Annotated in this window: 13 protein-coding genes and 2 rRNA genes; 7 read left to right on the top strand and 8 right to left on the bottom strand. The window is 62.6% G+C overall.

Going from position 1 to position 20859, the window contains the following annotated elements:
• From GTA51_RS02775 to GTA51_RS02765, 3 genes are all read left to right on the top strand, one after another.
• Positions 1 to 174 (top strand): 23S ribosomal RNA (locus GTA51_RS02775); the annotation flags it as partial.
• Positions 175 to 217: 43 nt separating this feature from the next.
• Positions 218 to 332, top strand: a 5S ribosomal RNA gene (gene rrf / locus GTA51_RS02770).
• Positions 333 to 730: 398 nt separating this feature from the next.
• Positions 731 to 1315 (top strand): hypothetical protein, encoded by a 585-nt coding sequence (locus GTA51_RS02765; protein WP_160958475.1) that lies wholly within the window; start codon positions 731 to 733, stop codon positions 1313 to 1315.
• 351 nt (positions 1316 to 1666) lie between these two features.
• On the opposite strand, the gene purE is transcribed toward GTA51_RS02765, so the two are convergent.
• The 5 genes from purE to GTA51_RS02740 all read right to left on the bottom strand — a co-directional run bounded on the left by purE (position 1667) and on the right by GTA51_RS02740 (position 11257).
• Positions 1667 to 2158, bottom strand: coding sequence for a 5-(carboxyamino)imidazole ribonucleotide mutase (gene purE, locus GTA51_RS02760; protein ID WP_160958474.1), 492 nt, complete (start codon positions 2156 to 2158; stop codon positions 1667 to 1669).
• Positions 2159 to 3445 carry a phosphoribosylamine--glycine ligase gene (gene purD / locus GTA51_RS02755; RefSeq protein ID WP_160958494.1) on the bottom strand — a complete coding sequence of 429 codons (1287 nt, stop codon included), beginning with the start codon at positions 3443 to 3445 and terminating at the stop codon, positions 2159 to 2161.
• A gap of 259 nt (positions 3446 to 3704) precedes the next feature.
• The gene (locus GTA51_RS02750; protein WP_160958472.1) at positions 3705 to 6041 is read right to left on the bottom strand and encodes a methyl-accepting chemotaxis protein; all 2337 of its coding nucleotides are present in this window, start codon (positions 6039 to 6041) and stop codon (positions 3705 to 3707) included.
• A gap of 316 nt (positions 6042 to 6357) precedes the next feature.
• Positions 6358 to 8694 (bottom strand): methyl-accepting chemotaxis protein, encoded by a 2337-nt coding sequence (locus GTA51_RS02745; protein ID WP_160958470.1) that lies wholly within the window; start codon positions 8692 to 8694, stop codon positions 6358 to 6360.
• A gap of 229 nt (positions 8695 to 8923) precedes the next feature.
• On the bottom strand, positions 8924 to 11257 hold the full coding sequence (locus GTA51_RS02740) for a methyl-accepting chemotaxis protein (RefSeq protein WP_160958468.1): 2334 nt from the start codon (positions 11255 to 11257) through the stop codon (positions 8924 to 8926).
• Between the two features lie 422 nt (positions 11258 to 11679).
• Between GTA51_RS02740 and GTA51_RS02735 the strand changes: the two genes are divergently transcribed.
• A complete protein-coding gene (locus tag GTA51_RS02735) occupies positions 11680 to 11844 on the top strand; it encodes a nucleoside transporter (protein ID WP_160958467.1) in 165 nt (54 codons plus the stop codon).
• A gap of 112 nt (positions 11845 to 11956) precedes the next feature.
• On the opposite strand, the gene GTA51_RS02730 is transcribed toward GTA51_RS02735, so the two are convergent.
• The gene (locus GTA51_RS02730; protein WP_160958465.1) at positions 11957 to 14299 is read right to left on the bottom strand and encodes a methyl-accepting chemotaxis protein; all 2343 of its coding nucleotides are present in this window, start codon (positions 14297 to 14299) and stop codon (positions 11957 to 11959) included.
• A gap of 90 nt (positions 14300 to 14389) precedes the next feature.
• Entirely contained in the window at positions 14390 to 17146 is a 2757-nt protein-coding gene (uvrA, locus tag GTA51_RS02725) for an excinuclease ABC subunit UvrA (protein ID WP_160958463.1), read from the bottom strand.
• A 237-nt stretch (positions 17147 to 17383) separates the two neighbouring features.
• On the opposite strand from uvrA, the gene GTA51_RS02720 reads away from it, so the two are divergent.
• Complete coding sequence (locus GTA51_RS02720) at positions 17384 to 18439, top strand: hypothetical protein (protein ID WP_160958461.1); 1056 nt, start codon at positions 17384 to 17386, stop codon at positions 18437 to 18439.
• Positions 18440 to 18652: 213 nt separating this feature from the next.
• Here the strand turns inward: GTA51_RS02720 and GTA51_RS20565 are convergent, their stop codons facing one another.
• A complete protein-coding gene (locus GTA51_RS20565) occupies positions 18653 to 18817 on the bottom strand; it encodes a hypothetical protein (protein ID WP_170300321.1) in 165 nt (54 codons plus the stop codon).
• 344 nt (positions 18818 to 19161) lie between these two features.
• On the opposite strand from GTA51_RS20565, the gene GTA51_RS02715 reads away from it, so the two are divergent.
• Together GTA51_RS02715 and GTA51_RS02710 are read left to right on the top strand one after the other, a co-directional pair.
• Positions 19162 to 19860: an acid phosphatase gene (locus GTA51_RS02715; protein ID WP_160958460.1), complete on the top strand. Its 699-nt coding sequence runs from the start codon at positions 19162 to 19164 to the stop codon at positions 19858 to 19860.
• Between the two features lie 72 nt (positions 19861 to 19932).
• Positions 19933 to 20856, top strand: coding sequence for a YhjD/YihY/BrkB family envelope integrity protein (locus GTA51_RS02710; RefSeq protein WP_160958458.1), 924 nt, complete (start codon positions 19933 to 19935; stop codon positions 20854 to 20856).
• Positions 20857 to 20859: the final 3 nt, after the last annotated feature.

Raw genomic sequence — 20859 nt, 5'->3', positions numbered from 1 at the left:
GCAGGGTAGCTACGTTCGGAAAGGATAACCGCTGAAAGCATCTAAGCGGGAAGCCTGCCTCAAGACGAGTTCTCCCTGAAGGACCCATGTAGACTACATGGTTGATAGGCTGGATGTGCACAAGCAGTAATGCTTTCAGCAGACCAGTACTAATAGTCCGTTCGACTTGATTTTTGCCAACACAAATCCCATCCCTTATTTTAACTTATATATTTGTCCTGGTGGTCATAGAGGAGGGGGTACACCCGACCCCATTCCGAACTCGGAAGTTAAGCCCTCCTTCGCCGATGATACTGCATATTCTTGTGTGGGAAAGTAGGTCGCCGCCAGGGCTCTTTTTCAAAAGCCCCGTGTAGAAATACACGGGGCTTTTTTTTGGCCCTGCGCTCATCGGGGCGCTCCGCACGGGGTGCGGGGATGCAGAGCGCTAACGCTGCGTAAAACTGCTACGCACTGCGCTAGAACCCGCGCTGGGAGGTGTGACAGCCTGTCAGGGGCTCCTGTTCTCTGACCATATCCAAGGCCTTAATCCATAATATATTGCATAAAATCATAATGTTGTCTCCTGAAGCTATCATTTTTAATTCTGCTTCATGTTTTTACACTGATATGGTAAGATTTGGTAAGATGTAAAATCCAAGCAAGACTGGGGCTGATCAGCCCTTGACTTGTTGTTGTCACTAGAATCTTTAAGGTTCTTTCAATTGGGCATCATTAATGGGAAAAAATAATGAAAAACCCCTTCTTGTTGTTGGCAGCCAATGTGCAGGTTAAGATAAAAAGTGCACTCTATTCGATCCAAGCTAAGTTTAAATCAGAATCAGACAATCTGAGAAACGAGTTGGGGACGAAGGCAATTGAGATTAGGCAAGTTAGTGATTCTTTGTCTGTCGCTAAAGGTGATATCGCTTCTTTGCGTGAGGAAAATTGTGATATAAATAGTAAATTCGCAGAGTTAAAAAAAGCGTGGAACGTGCTTCAGTCGACCTCTGCTAGTGTTGCTAAAGTTCAAAAGCTAATTGAGGCATATAAAAGAATTAAAAACGAGCTACTCGATTTGAGAAGACAGTGTGACTGTAGCGCAAACGGGTTTGACTGCTTGCAGCAAGAAAATAATAAATTGAAAATATTGATGGGTAATATATCAGACGATGGAAAGGTAGATGTTGTTTCACTGTTAGAGACAGTATCCTCATTGAAAAAAGAAAATAGTTTGTACAGAACTAGGTGCGAAAATCTAGAGCGTTTGGTAAAGAATATTAAAAAGAGTGAAGAAAAACTTGCTAATGCCATAAGAGCACGGAATGTGTTATAGTTAGTTTGAATTTTTCGGTCCTCGGCAAATACGAAGGAAATTGTGCTTCACTGTTGCCTGCGAGTGTGAGTGGCAGGACTCTGCCATCGGTACAGTGCAGGCGCATTGAAAGCGGTTTCCCAATGAAATAACGGTATTATTTGCATTAGGGGCATTGATGGCGTCACCCCAAAACAACGGACGCCGCAGTCAGTCCAGGAAAGAAGGCTTTGCTGGAGAAGGTCTTGCGTGTCACAGGGGGGAGATGCCGGGAAAAGAGTAATACTGGCTGGCTGATTAGCCGGGCTGCCGAACAGCCCGGCCAGGTGGGCGTGCGGGGGGATAATGAATCCCCCCATTTCTGCGACTGGATTATTTGTTGAGTTTGGCAGCAGCCGTTTCAACGTCCTGGGCAAAGCCCTCGCGGGCGGCCCGGATGCGTCCGGCCAGTTCGGCATCACCCAGGGCCAGGATGGAGGCCGCCAGCCAGGCGGCGTTTTTCGCCCCTGCCCCATCAAGTGCCACGGTGGCTACCGGATAGCCCGGCGGCATCTGCACCGTGGACAGCATGGCATCCATGCCGCCCAGAGCCGAACCTGAATTGGAAAGTGGCACGCCGATGACAGGCTTGATGGTGCGGGCGGCCACGGCCCCGGCCAGATGGGCGGCAAGGCCGGCGGCGCAGATAAAAATCTGGCAACCGCCTGCTTCGCATTCCCGGATGATGCGCTCGGTGCGCTCGAGTGTGCGGTGGGCCGAAGTGACGGTAAACAGATGTTCGATGCCAAGGGAATCAAGCACCTTGGAACAGGGCCGCATTTTTTCTTCGTCGGAAATCGAGCCGATCAGAATGGCGATGCGCATTTATTTCCCCTCCCGTTTGCGTCCCTTTTCGCCGATATCGCGGCGGTAAAACGCGCCTTCAAAGTGAATTTTGTCCGCGGCCTGATAGGCAGCGGCTTGGGCTGCGGCCAGATCCGCGCCAAGGGCCGTGACACCCAGCACCCGGCCGCCCGAGGTGACCACCCGGCCGCCATCAAGCTTCGTGCCGGCCTGGAACACCTTGACCGCACCGCCACCGCTCGCTTCAGCCGCTTCGATGCCGGTTATGGGCATGCCTTTGGGATAAGCACCGGGATAGCCAGGGGCGGCCATGACCACGCAAATGGCGCTTTGGGGCGACCAGCGCACCAGCTCCGGTGTGAGTCGGCCCGCGCGGCAGGCCAGCATAATGGCCGGCAGATCGCTGGTCAGGCGCATAAGCAGCGGCTGACACTCGGGATCGCCGAAACGAACGTTGTATTCCAGCACCTTGGGGCCGCCCTCCGTCATCATAAGACCGGCGTAAAGGATGCCGGTAAAAGGATGCCCGCGTTTGGACAGCTCCCGCAGGATGGGATCAATGACCAGTTCCATCATTTCGCCGTAGCGCGCCGGCGGCAGGACCGGAGCCGGGCAATACGCTCCCATGCCACCGGTGTTTGGGCCGGTGTCGCCGTCGTAGGCGGCCTTGTGATCCTGGCAGGCGGTCATGGGCACAGCGGTGCGGCCGTCGCAAAAAGCCAGAAACGAAGCCTCTTCGCCGATGAGCGCCTCTTCCACCACCACCGTGGCCCCGGCGGTACCGAAGGCCCCGGCCACCATGGACTCGTCGATGGCGGCAATGGCCTCGGCAGCGTTACGGGCCACGGTGACGCCCTTGCCGGCAGCCAGGCCGTCGGCCTTGACCACCATGGGGCCGTTCAGCTTTTGGGCGTAGGCCCGGGCCGAGGCGGCGTCGGTAAACGTTTCATAGGCGGCGGTGGGCACGCCGGCGGCGGTCATGACTTCCTTGGCAAAGGCCTTGCTGCCTTCCAACTGGGAGGCGTAGGCGTCGGGGCCAAAGCAGGGCACGCCGGCTGATTCCAGGGCGTCGCGAAGCCCGGCCACCAGCGGCGCTTCCGGGCCGACCACCACCAGATCAATGCCCCGGTCTTTGGCCAGGGCCACGATGCCGGGGACGTCGGTGTCGGCCAGGGCGATGTTCTCGCCGCAGGTGGCGGTGCCGCCGTTGCCCGGAGCGGCCAGCACTGCCGAAACATCGGGACTTTTGGACAAGGTATGGGCCAGGGCGTGCTCACGGCCGCCGGACCCGACTACCAGAATGCGCATCATGCGCCTCCTTTGCAGTGATGTCGTCGGCAACCCGGACAGGGCCAGCCCCATCCGGCTGTGCTGCCGGGGAAGCACTCCGCCACGCACTGGCAGGCCTTTGCCGGCAAAAGCGCGGGGGAGAAGAAAAATCCTGGAAAATACAACAAGAAAAATTAGCTGAAAACCGTGCAAAAGGCAAACCGGTCCGGGAGCCAGGGCTTGGCTCCCGAACCGGCTGATCGAGCCGAATCCGGGGTTCTCGGACCGGGAAACCCGCTTAGCCCAGGGCTTTGGGCGTAGCCGCGCCGTCCTGAAGCTGGCTCATGAGGCTATTGAGATCGTTGGCCTGCCGGGCCAAATCGGAGACGGCCTGGGCCGACTGGTGCATGGCTTGGGCCGTTTCCGAAGCAATGGAACTGATCGACTCCACGGAGCGATTGATTTCTTCCGAGGTGGCAGACTGCTGTTCGGCAGCAGCAGCGATGGCCCGGACCTGATCGCCGGCGGTCTCCACCACTGCAACGATTTCGGAAAGGGAAGTCCCGGATCGGGCGGCCAGTTCAGATGCCGTGCCCACCCGCGTCACAGCGCGTTCAACCCGGGTCACGGCGTCGGCCGTGCCCTGCTGGATGCCGGTGATGGCTTGCCCCACTTCCTTGGTGGCGTTCATGGTTTTTTCGGCCAGTTTTCGGACCTCATCGGCGACCACGGCAAAGCCACGTCCGGCCTCGCCGGCCCGGGCGGCCTCGATGGCGGCATTGAGCGCCAAGAGATTGGTCTGGTCGGCAATGTCGGAAATGACGTCCAGGATGGCCCCGATGCCCTGGGCCTGCTGCCCAAGTGTCTGCATGTTGCCGGTAAGCGCTACTGCCTCGTCGCGGATTGAACCGACGGCGGCCTCGACCTCGGCCACAAGGCCGGCACCCTGGCGGGCCTTATCCCGGGCCAGATTGGCCTGGGTGGCCGTGGCGGCGGCGTTTCGGGCCACCTCCAGGATGGTGGCGTTCATTTCTTCCACTGCAGTTGCTGTTTCCTGGACCCGGCTGTTTTGCTCCTCGGCACCGCGACTGGACTGCTCGATCTGGGCCGAAAGCTCCTCGGAAGCGGCGGACACCCGGTCGGCCACGGCCGAAGCGCTGGCAGCAGTCTCGGCGATGACGGCGTTTTGTTCCTCGATGAGCCGTTTTTGTTCGTGGATCTGGGTCAGGTCGGTCCAAAAGGAGATGGAGCCCAGCAGATTGCCATCCAGATCGAAAAAGGGCGTGGTACGCACTGCCACCCGCAGTTTTTGGCCGGAAGGCGTGCTGTAGTCAATTTCGGCAGTCAGCGGTTGGCGTTCCTGGATGGCCCGATCCGACAGCGTCTGGCGGTTGGCATCGTTGTTGTAAAAGCTCCCGGAGCGTTGGCCAATGGCTGTTGTGCGGGCGTGCGGCTTTTCCAGCAGATCGCAGATTTCCTGGTTGACCCAGGACATGTTGAAATCTGGTCCCACGATGCCGCAGGGGGAGGGAATGCCGTTTAAAACGCCCTGGGCAAAGCCGAGTTTGGCCTTGAGCTCGCCAACCATCTGGCGCAAAAGCCCGGCAAAGACAGCCAGTTCGGCCCGAAACGAGCCGGTCAGGCTGGCATTGAAATTGCCGGAGCCAACCTGGCGGGTGAAGTCGCTTAGGGCCATAAGCGGTCCCAGCACCAGGCGGCGATTAATCAGAATGATGACCGCCACGACGAGGGCCGCGACACCAAGGCCGACCAAGATGAGCCATAGCCGTTGTGCACCGGCCATCACAGTCATTTCATCAGTAAAATACGACATGCACACGAGCCAGCCTGTGGCCGGGATACGGACCACGCTCATGGTCTTGGGTTCGCCCTTCCAGACATACGGAAAGGAGCCGTTGCCCTGGGCCAGGGCCTTTTGAATGAAAGTCTCCTGGGACAGATCCTTGAGCAGCAGTGACTTGTCCACAGGATGGGCAATGACATGGCCATCGGCGTCGAGGATGAAACCATAGCCGCGTTTGCCAAAACGCACCGGATCGACAACCGCGGACGTAAAGCGGTCCCAGAGGGGGCAGGCCGCGACACCACCCAGCAGTTTGCCGTTGGCGTCGCGCACGGCCTTGGCCACGACATAGATCAATTCGTTGCCGGTGGTGGCCTTGAAGACGGATTTGCTAAAGACCAGATCCTGGCCGGCCAGGATGGCTTTGACGTAATCGCGCTCCTTGCGCTCGCCCCCGGTGAGATCCTTGCCATCGCTGGTGCTGCCGGCAACGATGGTGCCTGCGGTGTCAAACAGGAAAAAGGAGTAATAGTCCTTGTAGGCGGCGACAGTGTTGCGCAATCGTTCCTGGCCCCGGGCCGTGTCGCCGTCAAAGGCCGCCCGGATGGCGTCCTGGCCGGCCAGGGATTCGGCGACCGAGGCCGTGCCTTTGAGATAAATTTCAGCGGACTGGGCCGAGATCGCCGCAGCCTGGGTCAGGGCGTTTTGCTGGACGGTTTCGATCATGGTGAAGGACGAACCGGAGGCGTACAGAACCAGGGCGGCAACGCCGGCCAGGATTGTAACGGCCACCGAAGCGGCGAGGATGGTGGTGATGCCTGCTTGACGCATGACGGCTCCTTGGCGACGTGGCATCGCGGGGAGGCGATGCTGCCGCACAGTAATTGGGCTTGAGGCCTCGTCAGACGGTCACCACTGCGGGAAAAAAACGGCGGTCTTACATGTCTGCGGGCAGAGTATTGCCACACCACCACACACGACTGAGCAAAACGGAAGCATGTTCACGAACGGATCAAGCTTCTTAAGATGGCTTGAAACGTCTTGAGGACATGCCGCGTCATCGACTCTGCGGCGGCTGTGGGCAATGTGTCGGATGCATACTGCCAAAATAGTGAATAGGCAAGCCGTTTGTGCAACTTCATGTGCGTTATGACAGAGCTTTGATTTCACCTTCTGTTTGGCGGAGTTCGCTGATGAGCGCGTTGAGATTGTTGGCCAATTCCGCAAGGTCGCGTACTGCATCGGCCGACTGGGCCAAGGCGGCGGCAGCCTCGGCGGCCAGACCGTTGATATCGGCCACTGCCTGATTGATGGCTTCGGTTGTTGCAGACTGTTCTTCGGCGGCGGCGGCAATGGAACGGACTTGATCGCCGGCTGCCCCCACGAGAGTTACAATGCGGGTCAGTGCTGTTCCCGACTGTTCGGCCAGCCCGGTAGCTTCAGCCACCCGGGCCACGGCGCGCTCCATGCGGTTGGCGGTGTCGCCGGCTCCCTGCTGGATGCCGGTGATGGCCTGCCCCACATCCTTGGTGGCGAGCATGGTTTTTTCGGCCAGTTTTCGGACTTCGTCAGCAACCACGGCAAAGCCCCGTCCGGCATCGCCGGCCCTGGCGGCTTCGATGGCGGCGTTTAAGGCCAGCAGGTTGGTCTGATCGGCAATGTCGGAAATGACGCCCATGATGGTGCCGATGCCCTTGGCCCGGTCGTCGAGTTCGCCCATGGTGGCGGCAAGGGCCTGGGCTTCCTGGCGCACGGCGGTCACGGCCTGGGTGACCAAGGCGACGAGTCCGGCCCCTTCGTCGGCGGTGTGGCGCGCTTTTTCAGCTAGTTGGGCCGTTTCACCGGCGTTTCGGGCCACGTCTAAAATGGTGTCGTTGAGTTGGGTCACCGCACCGGCGGTTTCCTGGACCCGGGCGCTCTGTTCCCGGGCACCGCTGCTTGCCTGGGCGACGCGTCGGGACAGTTCTGCTGCACTTTGGGCCATGCGCTGGGCCACCTGGGTGGCTTGGGCGGCCACAGTGGCGATGACGGTGTTTTGTTCTTCAATGCGGTTTTTCTGGGCCGTGATGCCGGTCAGGTCGTTCCAAAAGATCAGACAGCCAAGCAAGGCCCCGTCTATATCGTAAAACAGCGTCGTATCCACATGCAGATGGAGGGTGCGGCCGCGCCGGGTGTTGAAGTCGAGATCCAGGGACAGCCCCTGGCCTGCCCGGATGGTTTTCTGGGACAGCGTTTCCCGGGAAGGGTCGCCGTAAAACAGTTGGCCGGTGGTCTGGCCCTTGGCCGATTCCGGGGTGGCGTCAAGGTCGAGCAGGGCAATGACCTGTCGGTTGATCCACAGGATTGTGCCATCGGGACCGACGATGGCGCAGGGAGCCGGGATGCCGTCCAGGACGCCCTGGGCAAAGCCGAGTTTGTTCTTGAGTTCGGCCACCATGGCCCGCACGTTGCGGGCCAGTTCGGCCAGTTCGAACCGGAAGGTTCCGGTCAGGCTGGCACCCAGATTCCCGGCTGTCACCGCCTGGGCAAAGCGGCCGACGCCGGCCAGGGGGCGCAGCATGAGCCGGCTGTTGGCTACGGCGATGCCGGACACGGCGGCGGCCAGACACAGCACGCCGATGAGCAGCAGCATAGTGCGCTGGTCGGTGGCCGTGGCCGTCATCTCGGCAAAATCGGCCGTCATGCACACCAGCCAGCCGGTGACGCCGACCTTGGCCACGGCCATGGCCTTGCGCGCGCCTTTCCATTCGTAGGTCGCAACACCTTCTTTGCGGGCCATGGCCGTTTTGGCGAACGCCTCGCCCGACATGTCCTTGAGCAGCATGTCCTTGTCCAGACCATGGGCAATGACCGTGCCCCGGCCGTCGAGCACCAGGGCGTAGCCCTGGGTTCCGAATCGCAGGGGATCGACAAACCCTTTGGTGAAGACGTTCCATTTGGGGCACACGGCCACGCCGCCGAGCAGTTTGCCGTCCGGGCCGCGCACCGCTTTGGCCACGACGAAGATAAGGATGTCGCCGGTCTTGGCGCTCATGACCTGATCGGTGAAAACGAGATCTTTGCCGGCCAGCACACCTTTGACGTAGTCGCGATCCGAGCGGTCGCCGCCGGCCATGTCCTGCTTGTTGGCGTTAAATCCCGAGACGACCTTCCCTTTGAGATCGAAGGAGAAAATGGCCCAATAATTACTATAGCTATCAATATAGTTGCGAAAACGTTCTTTGGAGCGGGCCGGGTCGCCGGCAAGGCCGGCCACCACGGCGTCCTGGGTGGCCAGCGCCCGGGCCACGTCAGCGGCGTCGTCCAGGTACAGGTCGAGCGTGCGGCCGGTGGAGGCGGCCATCTGGGCCAGGGCGTTTTCCTGGAGTTCGGTGGCCATGGTGAACGAGGTGCGCGAGACGTAGAGAACCAGGACAACGATGGCGGCAGTGACGCAAAAGGCCACAAGCAGGGTGAGGATGGTGTTGACGCTGACCTTGCGCATTCGTGCTCCCATTATCCGGTTTGGGCGCGCCACGAGGAGCGCGTCGCGAACACCTGAGGAAGAGGCAGTCCGCCGGCCATGGGGACGGCGAAGCCGTACGTGACGAGATTGGGGCAAATATAGCGGAATGATGACAGGAAGGGCAATGCGAAAAACAGTTATGATGTATCCGGGCCGGCGCGGGAGCCGGCCCGGACGAGGGGGCGCTGTGAGGCGCGGGAACCCGGATCTAAGCGGTCAGCGCGGGCTGGTCGGCACCGCCCTGGATGTCGGCCACCAGGGCGTTTAAGGCATGGGCCTGGGCGGCCAGCTCACCAACGGCCTGGGCGGACTGGCCCATGGCCTGGGCGGTTTGCGAGGCGATGCGGCTGATGGCTTCCACAGCCCGGTTGATTTCCTCGGAGGTGGCCGACTGCTCTTCGGCGGCGGTGGCGATGGCCCGGACCTGATCCCCGGCGGTTTCGACCACGGCAACGATCTCGGTCAGGGCCGCGCCGGAGCGTTCGGCCAGGGTGGTGGCCTGCTCGACGGCCATGGCGGCCTGATCGACCATGCCGACGGTGTCGGCGGTGCCGCGCTGGATGCCGGTGATGGCCTGGCCGACTTCCTTGGTGGCCTGCATGGTCTTTTCGGCCAGCTTTCTGACCTCGTCGGCGACCACAGCAAAGCCCCGCCCGGCATCCCCGGCCCGGGCCGCCTCGATGGCGGCGTTTAAGGCCAGCAGATTGGTCTGGTCAGCGATGTCGGAGATGACGCCAAGGACAGCCCCAATGCCTTTGGCCTGATCGCCCAGGCCGCCCATGGTTTCCTTGAGGCGCTCGGCCGCGTCGCGCACCTTGCCCACAGCGGCCACGACCTCCACCACCAGTCCGGCCCCTTCCCGGGCCTTGTCCCGGGCCGAGAGCGCATTCTGGGCTGTTTCGCCAGCGTTTCTGGCCACTTCCAGGATGGTGGCATTCATCTGCTCCACGGCGGTGACGGTTTCCTGGACGCGGCTGTTTTGCTCCTGGGCACCCTGGTTGGCCTGTTCGATCTGGGCTGAAAGTTCTTCGGCGGCCGAAGCCATACGGTCGGAGGTGGCCGAAGCCTTGGCCGCTGTGTCGCCCATCAGCACGTTTTGCGCGGCAATGCATTCCTGCTGGACATGCACCTCGGTCTGGTCGTTCCAAAAGGAGATGGCGCCGAGGAGGGTGTCGTCCATGTCGTAAAAGGGCGTGGTGACGATATAGATGCGCAGCTGTTTGCCTGAGGGCGTGACGTATTCAGTGTGGGCGGTCATGACCGAACGCTGGCGCAGCGCCTTGTCGGAGTAGGTTTCGCGGCTGGCGTCACCCAGATAGAAAAGTCCTGACTTCTGGCCTCTAAACGTTTCCGGCGGCGCGGTTTTTTCCAACAGATCGCACATCTGCTGGTTGGCCCAGATCATGGCAGAGTCCGGGCCGATGATGCCGCAGGGGGCCGGGATGCCGTTCATGACGCCTTGGGCGAAACCGAGCTTGGTCTTGAGTTCACCCACCATGCGTTCCAGGTTGTGGGCCAGCCCGGCCAGCTCGAAGCGGAAGCGGCCGGTGAGTTTTGCCTGGAGATCGCCGTCGGCCACGGCAGCGGCGTAGGCGGCGATGGCGGCCAGGGGGGTGAGCACCACCACCTTGTTAAAGATGACGATGAGTGCGGCCACAATGAGGAGCACGGCCGCACCAAGGCCCATGAGGATATTGCGCTGCCCGGCGGCGGCTCCGGCCAGTTCCGAGGCGGCCACGGTCATGCACACCTGCCACTGGACGCCGGAGATTTGGGCCACGGCCATGTATTTGCCTTCGCCCTTGTAATCGTAGCGCATGATGCCGTTTTTAAGCGCCTTGGCCCGGTCGGCGATGGTGTTGTCGGCGGGCTTTTGCAGGAGCAGGGATTTGTCCTTGGCATGGGCGATGATGCGTCCGGCATCGTCAAAAATGAAGCCGTAGCCGGTTTGGCCGAAGCGGATCGGGGAGAGGTATTTTCGGGTGAGGCGGTTCCAGTCCGAGCACAGGACCACCATGCCCCGCGCCTTGCCGTCAGGGCCGGGTACGGCATGGGCCGTAAGCCAGTAGTCCGTGCCGGTGGCCTCGTCGCGACGGATTTCGCTGCTGGTGTAGTTTTCGTTTCCGGCCATGATCGCCTTGAAAAAGTCCCAGTCTTTATAGGAATTGACCATCGGCTTGCCGGACTTTGACACGGCGGATACGGTCTTGCCGTCGGCATCAACGACCAGGACGGCAACCAAGGAGCTGGAATTTTTCATGTAGCCGTCGAGCATTTTCTGCGCCCGTTCCGGCGCGCCGATGAGGGCTTCGAGAAAAATAGGAAGCGAAGCCAGGGTGTCGGTGTTTTCCATGCTGTTTTCCAGGCTGAGGCTGATCAGATTGACCATGTCTGCGGCTGTGCGCTGGAGTTCTTCTTCCTGCAGCGCCGTGGCGAGGGTGTTGGTCGATACGGCGGTGTAGCCGATGATGGCGGCGATGCCCAGAAACAGGGAGGTGATGACGGCCAGGGTCAGAACGGCATTAAGGCCCAGTCGGCGCATGGTGAGACTCCGGGATGCGGTGGATAAAAAGTGTTTGGCGGCATGGAGAGTCAGTAAGCAACGGCCGTGTCTCGATCAGGCGCTTGACGTGCACTGTTGCGCATTTTGTCAATCGTGCGCGAATACGCTCCACTCCCCCGGATGGGAATAAAAAAAAGCAGCGGTGGAGGCCAGCCTTTTCTTTGGTCGAACAAGCACGCTGCAACGCTATTTGGGTGTCAGTTGCGTGGCAATTCGGGGTGTCCGGCGGCGAAGGAAGGCGGAGAGCGCCGGCTGTCGGCGGTCCAGACAGGGGGGAGCGGGTTCGCGGCTGCCGGCGGCCCTGGCGGGCGGGGCAGGACTGTACAACAGGTCCACGACGTCGTATTTGCAGTATAGGAAAACAAACCGTAACGCGCCAACAACCGTCCCGGAGGCCGTCTATGAGTAACGGCGTATTTCTCCTCGTGCTGATCGCCCTGGGCTTCGTCTTTCTGATCTATTTCAACCGCCGGGCCAAAAATTACCAGGAACGCCATCCTGGCGAGAAAAATCCTATCGACACGTGGCTGACCGGCAAGGACGACAATAAGGATCAGAAGCTGTAGCGGGCGGCCCGGGCCGCATGCACAAAACCAGCCGTGTTTTGTGCAGCGCCGACACAGCCGCCCGTTGGGGCCTGACTCCAGCATACCATAGCGGAAAGGACTGAACGCCACACTAATGGGGGAGGGCAGGCCGGTCGTTGCTGCCCTGTATCTCGGCCACGAGGGTGGACAGTCCCTGGGCCTGATCGGCCAGATCGGTCACGGCCGTGGCGGATTGGATCATGGCATCAACCGTTTCCGTGGCGATGCGGTTGATGGAGGCCACGGCCTGGGAGATTTCTTCCACGGTGGCGGATTGTTCTTCGGCCGCCGTGGCGATGGCCCGGACCTGATCGCCGGCGGTGGCGACCACGGACACGATATCGGCCAAGGCTTCGCCCGAACGTCTGGCCAGGCCGGTGGCCTCCTCGACGCTGGCCACAGCCCCGTCCACCATGGCCACGGTCTGGGCCGTTCCCTGCTGGATGCCGGCAATGGCCTGGCCCACTTCGCGGGTGGCGACCATGGTTTTCTCAGCCAGCTTGCGTACTTCGTCGGCTACCACGGCAAAGCCGCGTCCGGCTTCGCCGGCCCGGGCGGCCTCAATGGCGGCATTGAGCGCCAGCAGATTGGTCTGGTCGGCGATATCGGAGATAACGCTCATGACCGTGCCGATGCCCTGGGCGCGCTGGCCAAGCCCGGACATGGTGTCCTTGAGGCTGACGGCCTGTTCGCGCACGGTGTCCACGGCGCTAACGACCTCACCGGCGAGCAGCGCGCCTTTGCGGGCCATTTCCTGGGCCTCTCCGGCATGCTGGGCGGTACTGGAGGCGTTTTTCGCCACTTCCAAAATGGTGGCGTTCATCTGTTCCACGGCGGCCACGGTGCTCTGCACCCGGTCGCTTTGTTCGGTGGCCCCAAGGCTCGACTGCTCGATCTGGGCCGAGAGTTCTTCGGCGGCCGAGGCCATGCGGTCGGCCATCACGGCAGCTTCCGAGGCGGTTCGGCCGATGAGGCCGTTTTGGTCCTCGATGTGGCGCTGCTGGCGGCGCAGTTCCGAGAGGTCGGTGAACAGGGCGAACCCGCCCAGGCACACGCCCTCCAGGTCATACAGCGGGGCGGCGTCGATCTGGGTGAAGGCCGTGTCTCCGGTACGGGTGGGGACGTCGGTCTGGATTTTTTTTATGGCCTTGCCTTCGGCCATGGCTTTGGCCGTTATGGTCTGGCGGTCCGGGTCACCGTAGAAAAAGGTTCCTGCGGGTTGGCCGATATAGTCTTCGGGCTTGCCGCTGTCCTTGAGAAAGTCGAGGACCGGCTGGTTGAGAAAGCGCAAGGTTCCGTCCGGGGCCGAGACCACGCAGGCGATGGGCATGGCGTCCAGCAGGCCCTTGGCAAAGCCCAGTCTGGCTTTGAGTTCTTCCACCATGTGGCGCACATGTCCGGCCAGGGCGGCCAGTTCGTAGCGGAAGGGGCCGGCCAGGGCGGCGGCGTAATCGCCCGATGCGATGCGGTCGGCAAAGGCATTGATGGCGGTAAGGGGGCGCAGCACCAGCCGGCGGGTGATGCCGGCAATGACGGCGGTGACCAGGAGCACCACGGCCAGCCCGATCAGGACGAGCGTATTGCGCTGGGCCACGGCGGCCGCCGTGAGCTCGGCCCTGGAGGCGGTCATGCCCGTGTACCAGCCGGTCTGTTCCGAGCGGGCAACCGCCATGGCCTTGTCTTCGCCTTTCCAGGCGTAGGTGAAGACGCCGTTTTTCACGTCCATGAGCTGGCGGATGAAATCGAGTTTCGCCACGTTCTGGCCGACAAGTGCGGCATCGCCGGCATGGGCGACGACAACGCCGGCCTCGTCGAGGACAAAGCCGTACCCTTTTTCCCCGAAGTGCAGCGGGCTGACGAAGGCGGCCACGGCCGGGGCCACGTCGGAACATACGCCAACGCCACCCAGGATTTTGCCGTCCGGCCCGCGCACGGCACTGGCCGCGACCAGGATCAGGCTGGCGTTGTGTTTGGCTGTCAGGACCGAGCGGGTCACAAAAGTGTCGGCCCCGGACTGCAGCGCCTTGACATAGGGGCGCTCGGCGTAACTCTCGCCGGGCGTAAAGACCTTGCCCTCGGCATCGCGTCCGGCCAGCAACGTGCCGGCGGCGTCAAAGACCACCAGCGAGCGCAGGCCCTTGAAACTGGCCAGGGTTTCGGCCAGCACGGTCTGGGTCACTTCCGGGCGGCCGTCAAAAGCGTCGCGGATGCCGGGGCGGCGGGCCAGGGCTGCGGCCAGTTCCATGGATTGGGCGGCGTACAGGTCAAGGGTGCGGCTGGTGGCCTCGGCCGTCTGGAGCATGGACTCAGCGGTCAGGCTCTCGGCCAGGGTGGTGGTGGTGTGGGACACATAGAGAAGCAGGCCGAGGATGCCGGCCAGGACCGTGGCGCAAACCGCCACGGTGAGGACGCCGCTTATGCCGATGGTTCGCATGATGCTCTCCTGTACGTTGCTAACGGCCGGCAGGGTAGCCGCAGCGTGTGACGAACAGGGGGCGAACGGGGGGACTGTAGAAGGCGGAGCCTAGGGCAGAAACCGCCCGGTCACCGAATTGGGGTCGGCTTTGAGCTCCTCGGGCGTGCCCTGGGCCACGATGCGTCCGCCGCCCTCGCCGCCGCCGGGGCCAAGATCGATGACATGGTCGCAGGCGGCCACCACATCGGTGTTGTGCTCGATGACCAGCACGCTGGCTCCCTTGTCCACCAGCCGGTGCAGCACGGTAATGAGCTTGCCCACCTCCTGCATGTGCAGCCCCGTGGTCGGCTCGTCCAGGATGTAAAGCGCCCCGGGCAGGCTGCGTTTGCCCAATTCCCTTGAGATCTTTATGCGCTGGGCCTCGCCGCCGGACAGCGTCGTGGCTGGCTGGCCCAGATGCAGGTATTCCAGCCCCACTTCCTCAAGGACTTGCAGGCGGCGGTCAAGGACCGGATAATTCTCAAAAAATTCCCGCGCGCCCCGCACGGTCAGATCCAGCACCTCGGCAATGTTTAAGCCCTTGTAGCGCACATCCAGCGTCTCGCGGTTGTAGCGCAACCCGGAACACACTTCGCAGGTGACGTAAATATCCGGCAGAAAGTGCATTTCCACGCGGATCTGGCCGTCGCCGCCACAAGCCTCGCACCGGCCGCCCTTGACGTTGAAGCTGAAGCGCCCGGGTTTGAAACCGCGCCGCTTGGCATCCGGGGTGGTGGTGAAGATGTTGCGGATTTCGTCAAAAATCTTGGTGTAGGTGGCCGGGTTGGACCGCGGGGTGCGCCCGATGGGCGTCTGGTCGATGCTGACGATCTTTTCGATCTGCTCAGCCCCCTCGATGCCGGCAATGGCCCCGGGCGCGTCCACCTTGAGGCCCTGGGCCAGGGCCAGATGCTTATACAGCGAATCCATGACCAGCGAACTTTTGCCCGAGCCGGAAACGCCGGTGACACAGACCAGACAGCCAAGCGGTATCTCGGCATCGATGTTTTTTAAATTATTGGTGGTGACGCCGCGCAAAACGATTTTGCCCTTGCCCGGACGCCGGGTTTCCGGGCGGGGGGACACGAGCTCGCCGCGCAGGTATTTGCCGGTCAGCGAGGTCGGCGAGGCCATCATGCCAGAAACGTCGCCCTGGTAGACCACCTCGCCGCCCAGGCGGCCCGAACCCGGCCCAAGCTCGATGATATGGTCGGCGTTTTTGATGGTGGCCTCGTCGTGCTCGACCACCAGCACCGTGTTGCCCCGGCCTTGGAGCTGGCGCAGGGTGGCCAGCAGGCGGTCGTTGTCCCGGGGATGCAGGCCGATGCTCGGCTCGTCCAGGACATAGGTGACCCCGACCAGCCCGGAACCGAGCTGGCCGGCCAGGCGGATGCGCTGGGCTTCGCCGCCGGACAGCGTGGCCATGTTGCGTGAGAGCGACAGGTATTCCAGGCCCACGCCCGAGAGAAATTGCAGGCGATGGGTGAGTTCTTTGAGCAGCGGCTCGGCAATGACCGCGTCCGAGCCGGCAAAGCCGACGCCCGACAGCCAGGGCAAGGCCCGGTCGATGGGCATGGCGCAAAATTGGGCGATGTTGACGTCGGCCACCCGCACGGCCAGGGCTTCGGGACGCAGCCGCGCCCCAAGGCAGGTGGGACACGGCCGCGACTGGCGGTAGCGGGCCAGTTCGTCGCGCCACACCGAACCAAAGGACTGGCCCTTTTCCAGAAGCCGGACCACGCCCTCCCAACCAAAGGCCTTGTCCCCATAAAAAAGCGCTTCCCGGGCCGTGTCGGAAAATTCGCCGAGTCGGGTGCCAAGCGTAAAGCCGTGACGCCGGCCGAGGTCTTCCAGGCGCTTGGCGTAGCGGGCCAGGGCGCGCTCGCTTTTCCAGGGCAGGATGCCGCCCTGGGCCAGGGACAGGCCCTTGTTGGGGGCGAGAAGCGCCGGCTCGAAATAATCCACGGTCCCAAGCCCGGAGCAGGCCGGGCAGGCCCCCTGGGGGCTATTGAAGGAAAAGAGCTGAGGCGAGGGCGGCGGCACGCTGATTTTGCAGGCCGGACACGACGAGGCCGTGGAAAAGATGCGGTCCTTGGCCTTGCCCTCGTGGTCGGCCACGTAGACCCGGCCTTCGCTCTGGGCCAGGGCCAGTTCCACCGAATCGGACAGGCGCGAGCGGATGCCCTCTTTGACCACCAGCCGGTCCACCACCAGATCGATGGTGTGGCGCTTGTTTTTTTCCAGTTCCGGCAGCGGCTCCAGGGGCACGACGACCCCGCCGATGCGAACCCGGGCAAAACCCTGGCTTTTGAGCTTTTTAAGCCGCTCGGCATGGGTTCCCTTCTGGTGTTCGACCAGCGGGGCCAAAAGCAGCAACTTGGTGCCGTCGGGCAGGGCCAGGATGTCGTTTATAATCTCATCGGCCGTGCGGGCGGTGATGGGTTCGCCGCAGCCCGGGCAATGGGGCTTGCCCAGCCGGGCGAAAAAGACGCGCAGGAAATCATAGACTTCCGTCACCGTGCCGACCGTCGAGCGCGGGTTGCGGGTGGCGGTCTGCTGCTCCAGGGAGATGGCCGGGGACAGCCCCTCGATTTTGTCCACCTGCGGCTTGTCCATCTGGGGCAGGAACTGCCGGGCATAGGCGGACAGGGACTCCACATAGCGCCGCTGGCCCTCGGCATAGACAATGTCAAAGGCCAGGGTGGACTTGCCCGAACCGGACGGGCCGCACACCACCACCAGTTTGTCCCGGGGGATGTCCAGGGTGAGGTTTTTCAGATTGTGCTGGCGTGCGCCTTCGATGTGAATACGGGGAGCCTCGGTCATCCTGCCTCCAAGCGCCTTCGCGGCAAGAACGCAAGATAAGGACGTTGCCGGCAAAGGCAAGGGCGTTTGACACGACGCCCCCGGCAGGGCACAAAAAGGAGACTGGCGATTCCCGGTCCGGCCGGCGTTTTCGTACCGGAATCGAAGCGGCGGTCTTGCGGTTAACGTATGTTTACATTATGGCGAAAGTGCCGCGCCCAAGGTCAGGGGCAATAGCCGGTGCGGCGAGGAGCGAGCATGCGGTTCGAGGTTCCTTATGTGCCTGATGCGGCCTATGCGGCTCTGCTGGCAGCGCGGGCCGAGGCCCTGGAAGGGGTGTATTTTCGGCTGGGGCCGGAGTCGCCCGACGCCCGGCTGCCGGGCCTGGCTGATCCGTCACCCATGGAACTGGCCGTGGGGTTGGCCGCGTTGCCGGACATGCCGCGCCTGGGCCTCTTAAACGCCGCGTTTAACGCACCGGACATGCTTGGCGGCGACCGGCTGCGCGATCTGGTTTTGGTCTTGGAGGGCTATGTGGCGGCCGGGGCCGTGACCGGCCTGGTTTATGCCGACCAGTATCTGCTGCGGGCGCTCTCGGACGCCGCCCCGGAACTGGCCGGGCAACTGTGCGCCGTGCCGAGCATCAATTTTCGTCTGGGCAGCTTCGAGCGGGCGGCCGCCATCATCGACGCTGCTTGCTCCACCCATTTTCGTCCGCCGTCGTCGGTCATCCTCGACCGGGACCTCAACCGCGACCCGGCCGCCCTGGCCGCGCTGGCGGCGGGACTTCGCCGGGAATGGCCGCAAATGCGCCTGGGAGTCATGGCCAACGAAGGGTGCCTGTACGCCTGTCCCTACAAATCAGCCCACGACGCCCATATCGCCCTGTCGCGTCTGACCGCCTGCCGGGTGGGGGCGGAGTTGAACCGCGACCTGGGCTGTCTGCGCGATTTTGCCCAGGAGCCGGGGCGGCTTTTGGCCTCGCCGTTTATCCGGCCCGAAGATATCGGGCAGTTGGAGGGCGTGGTGGATTTCGTCAAGCTGTGCGGCCGCAGCCGGCTGGCTGCGGATTTGCGCGCCATCGTGGCCGCCTATCTGGACGGCTCGTTTGACGGCAATCTGCTGTGGCTCCTGGACACCCCGGAGATCCTGTCCGACCGGTTTGTTTTGGAGAATAAAGCTCTGCCCGGGGACTTTTATGCGCGCACGTCCGGTTGTCTGCGCCGTTGCCAGACTTGCAGCGTGTGTGCCGGGCTGGCCGCACAACTGCTCACCCGGCGCGATCCGAGCCTGCCGCGCTTTGTTGCGGCTTAAGGCTCGTGTGGCGTTCACAAAAAAACATTTATGATTTTTTTGTGAATAAAAATAATAAATTCAGCGAATTGATGGCAGGCAAGCCAGAACAGCAATTACCGAACGCGACATGAGGCCAAGGGAAGGGCCGGACGAGCCGGCCCTTCAAAAAACTGCTGCGTTGGGAACGTGACGCGGCCGCTTCCCCCGGCGCGTTGCGGCCAGGCAGGCCGGCTACAGCACGGAACGCCGGCAAAACGACAGAAAATCCTCTTCATCGTCGCCGCAGTGGCCGGACTGATCGTCCTGCGTCGGTGTTTTGACGTTCTCTTCCTGCCAGACGCCTTCGGACGGCTCGAAAAAACTGACGCATTCCACGTGGATGCTTGATGTGAACATGGCAAAACCTCCCTGCATGGGGCAGGCTTTGCAGAATCCGTTCCACAAGCCGCCGAAGCAAATTGACGCGGACTGCGAGGCATTGCCTTGCCCGGTGTACGCCCGCGCCCTGTTTCGCTTTCGGTCGCTGCCCGGGGGCGGCTGGTTACGTTTTGGGGCGCGGGCCGCCGGGCGCTTGCCAAGCCCGCCAGGATGACAAGTCCGGGCCATCCCTGGTACCTGCATAGGTCTTGCTGCGTTGGCGCAGGTAGATACGGCAGCGGCCGTTTCCCATAAAACGTTGCCGTACGCGCCTGCCATCGAAGCATGCTCCACTGCTGATACAACTTTGAGGGGGGTCTGCCATGCGTCAGTTGAATCGTTCGCTTCTGGTTTTCCTGCTTGTGCTCCTGCCGCTTGCCGCCTGGTCCGGGGAAACGGCCTTTGTCGCCCAGGAGCAGATCGCGTTCGCGAAATTGCTCCCGCCGCCGCCAGCTGTGGGTTCAGCCGTGCAGCAGGAGGAGATGGCGCTGCTGTTAACCTTGCAACAAGAGCGCACCCCGGCCATGGAAGCCTTTGCCCTGGCCGATGCCGAGCGCAATGTCTTTCGTTTCGCCGATGCCGTCGGGGCTGATTTCACGGCCGCGAAGCTGCCCAAGACCACGGCTTTTTTTGAAAAGGTCAAGGAGAACGCGGATGCGCTTCTCGGGCCGGCCAAAAAGCATTGGGACCGGCCCAGGCCCTATGCCAGCAATCCCGCGCTTAATCCCTGCGTGCCCAAGCCCAATAATGCCTCCTATCCCAGCGGCCATTCCACCTTTGGCACGGTGGATTCCATCATCCTGGCCAACATGGTCCCGGAGCGGGCGACGCAGATTTATGAACGGGCCGAAGCCTATCGGTTCAATCGCGAGATCGGCGGGGTGCATTACCCCAGCGACGTTGCCGCCGGCCGGATTGCCGGCACGGTCATTGCCGCGTTTTTGCAACAAAGCCCGGCCTTCCAGGAAGCCTATGCCGCAGCCCGGGCCGAGACGCGTCAGGTGTTGGGACTGCCGCAGTAGGTCCGGCCCGGGAGCCTGTTTTCCGGCGGGCGTTGACCGTTGGCGAGGGCTTGGCCGGGGGGGGGGGCAGCCGTGAGACGATTGATTTTCCGGCGGCGGCTCGTGACCGCCTGGCTGCGGCAGCTTGTCCGACTGGGCGGCGAAACAATCATCGCGTTTTTGCGCGCCGGCGGCCCGACTCAGGCGGCGGCCTTGGCTTTTTACGCGCTGCTTTCATCCGTGCCGCTGCTTTTTGCCATGCTGGCCTTGTGCGGGGCGGTGTCTGGCGAGAGCTGGACCGGGCAGATGGCCCTGCGCCGTCAGTTGGCCGTCATCGCGCCGTATATCGACGAGGTGCTGGTGTCCCGGGCGCGCCGGTTGTTGTGGGCCTCGCCGGGGTTCTCCCTGGAGAGCGCGCTGTTTGTGCTGTGGTCGTCGTGGCTTTTTCTGGGGGCGCTGCGCCAGGCCCTGGCCCGGCCGTGGCGGGAGTCGCCGCCGCCCCCGGCCGGTTCCCTGGCGGGCCGGTTTCTGGGCGCACTCTGGGGGGCTGCGGCCGGGGTGCTCTTTGTGGGAGCGGTGACGGCGGCCATGTATCTGGCCTATCTGCCGCGCCTGGAGCCTCGGGGCAGCTTTTGGCGCGAATGGTCGGCGGTGTGGGGCGTGGCCTGCCTGACCGGCATTTTTGCCGCAGCCTATGGGCTCTTTTTGCCGGGGCGGCGGCCGTTGCGGGCCATTGCCGGCGTCTCTGCGACCCTGGCCGTGGCCGGCTGGGGGGTCAGCCTCCTCTTTGCCCGGGTTGTGGCCGGGTTGCCCCGGTACGAACTGGTCTACGGGTCGCTGAGCGGAGCGGTGCTTTTTTTGCTGTGGCTCGATTACAATGCCTGGCTGGTGCTTCTCGGGGCGTGGTTTTTGCGCCTGTGGCAGCGCGACCATGCCCCCTCGGCCCTGCGGCGCCGGTTATCCCCGGCCGGCTGGATTGATCGCTGGCGGGCCGGTCGTGCGGCCGGGCGGGGCTAGCCG

Origin of the sequence: Solidesulfovibrio aerotolerans, from assembly GCF_009856865.1 — a bacterium.
GTDB lineage: Bacteria > Desulfobacterota > Desulfovibrionia > Desulfovibrionales > Desulfovibrionaceae > Solidesulfovibrio > Solidesulfovibrio aerotolerans.
Note: the sequence above shows the minus strand (reverse complement) of the source record. Positions and strands in the feature narration are given on the sequence as shown.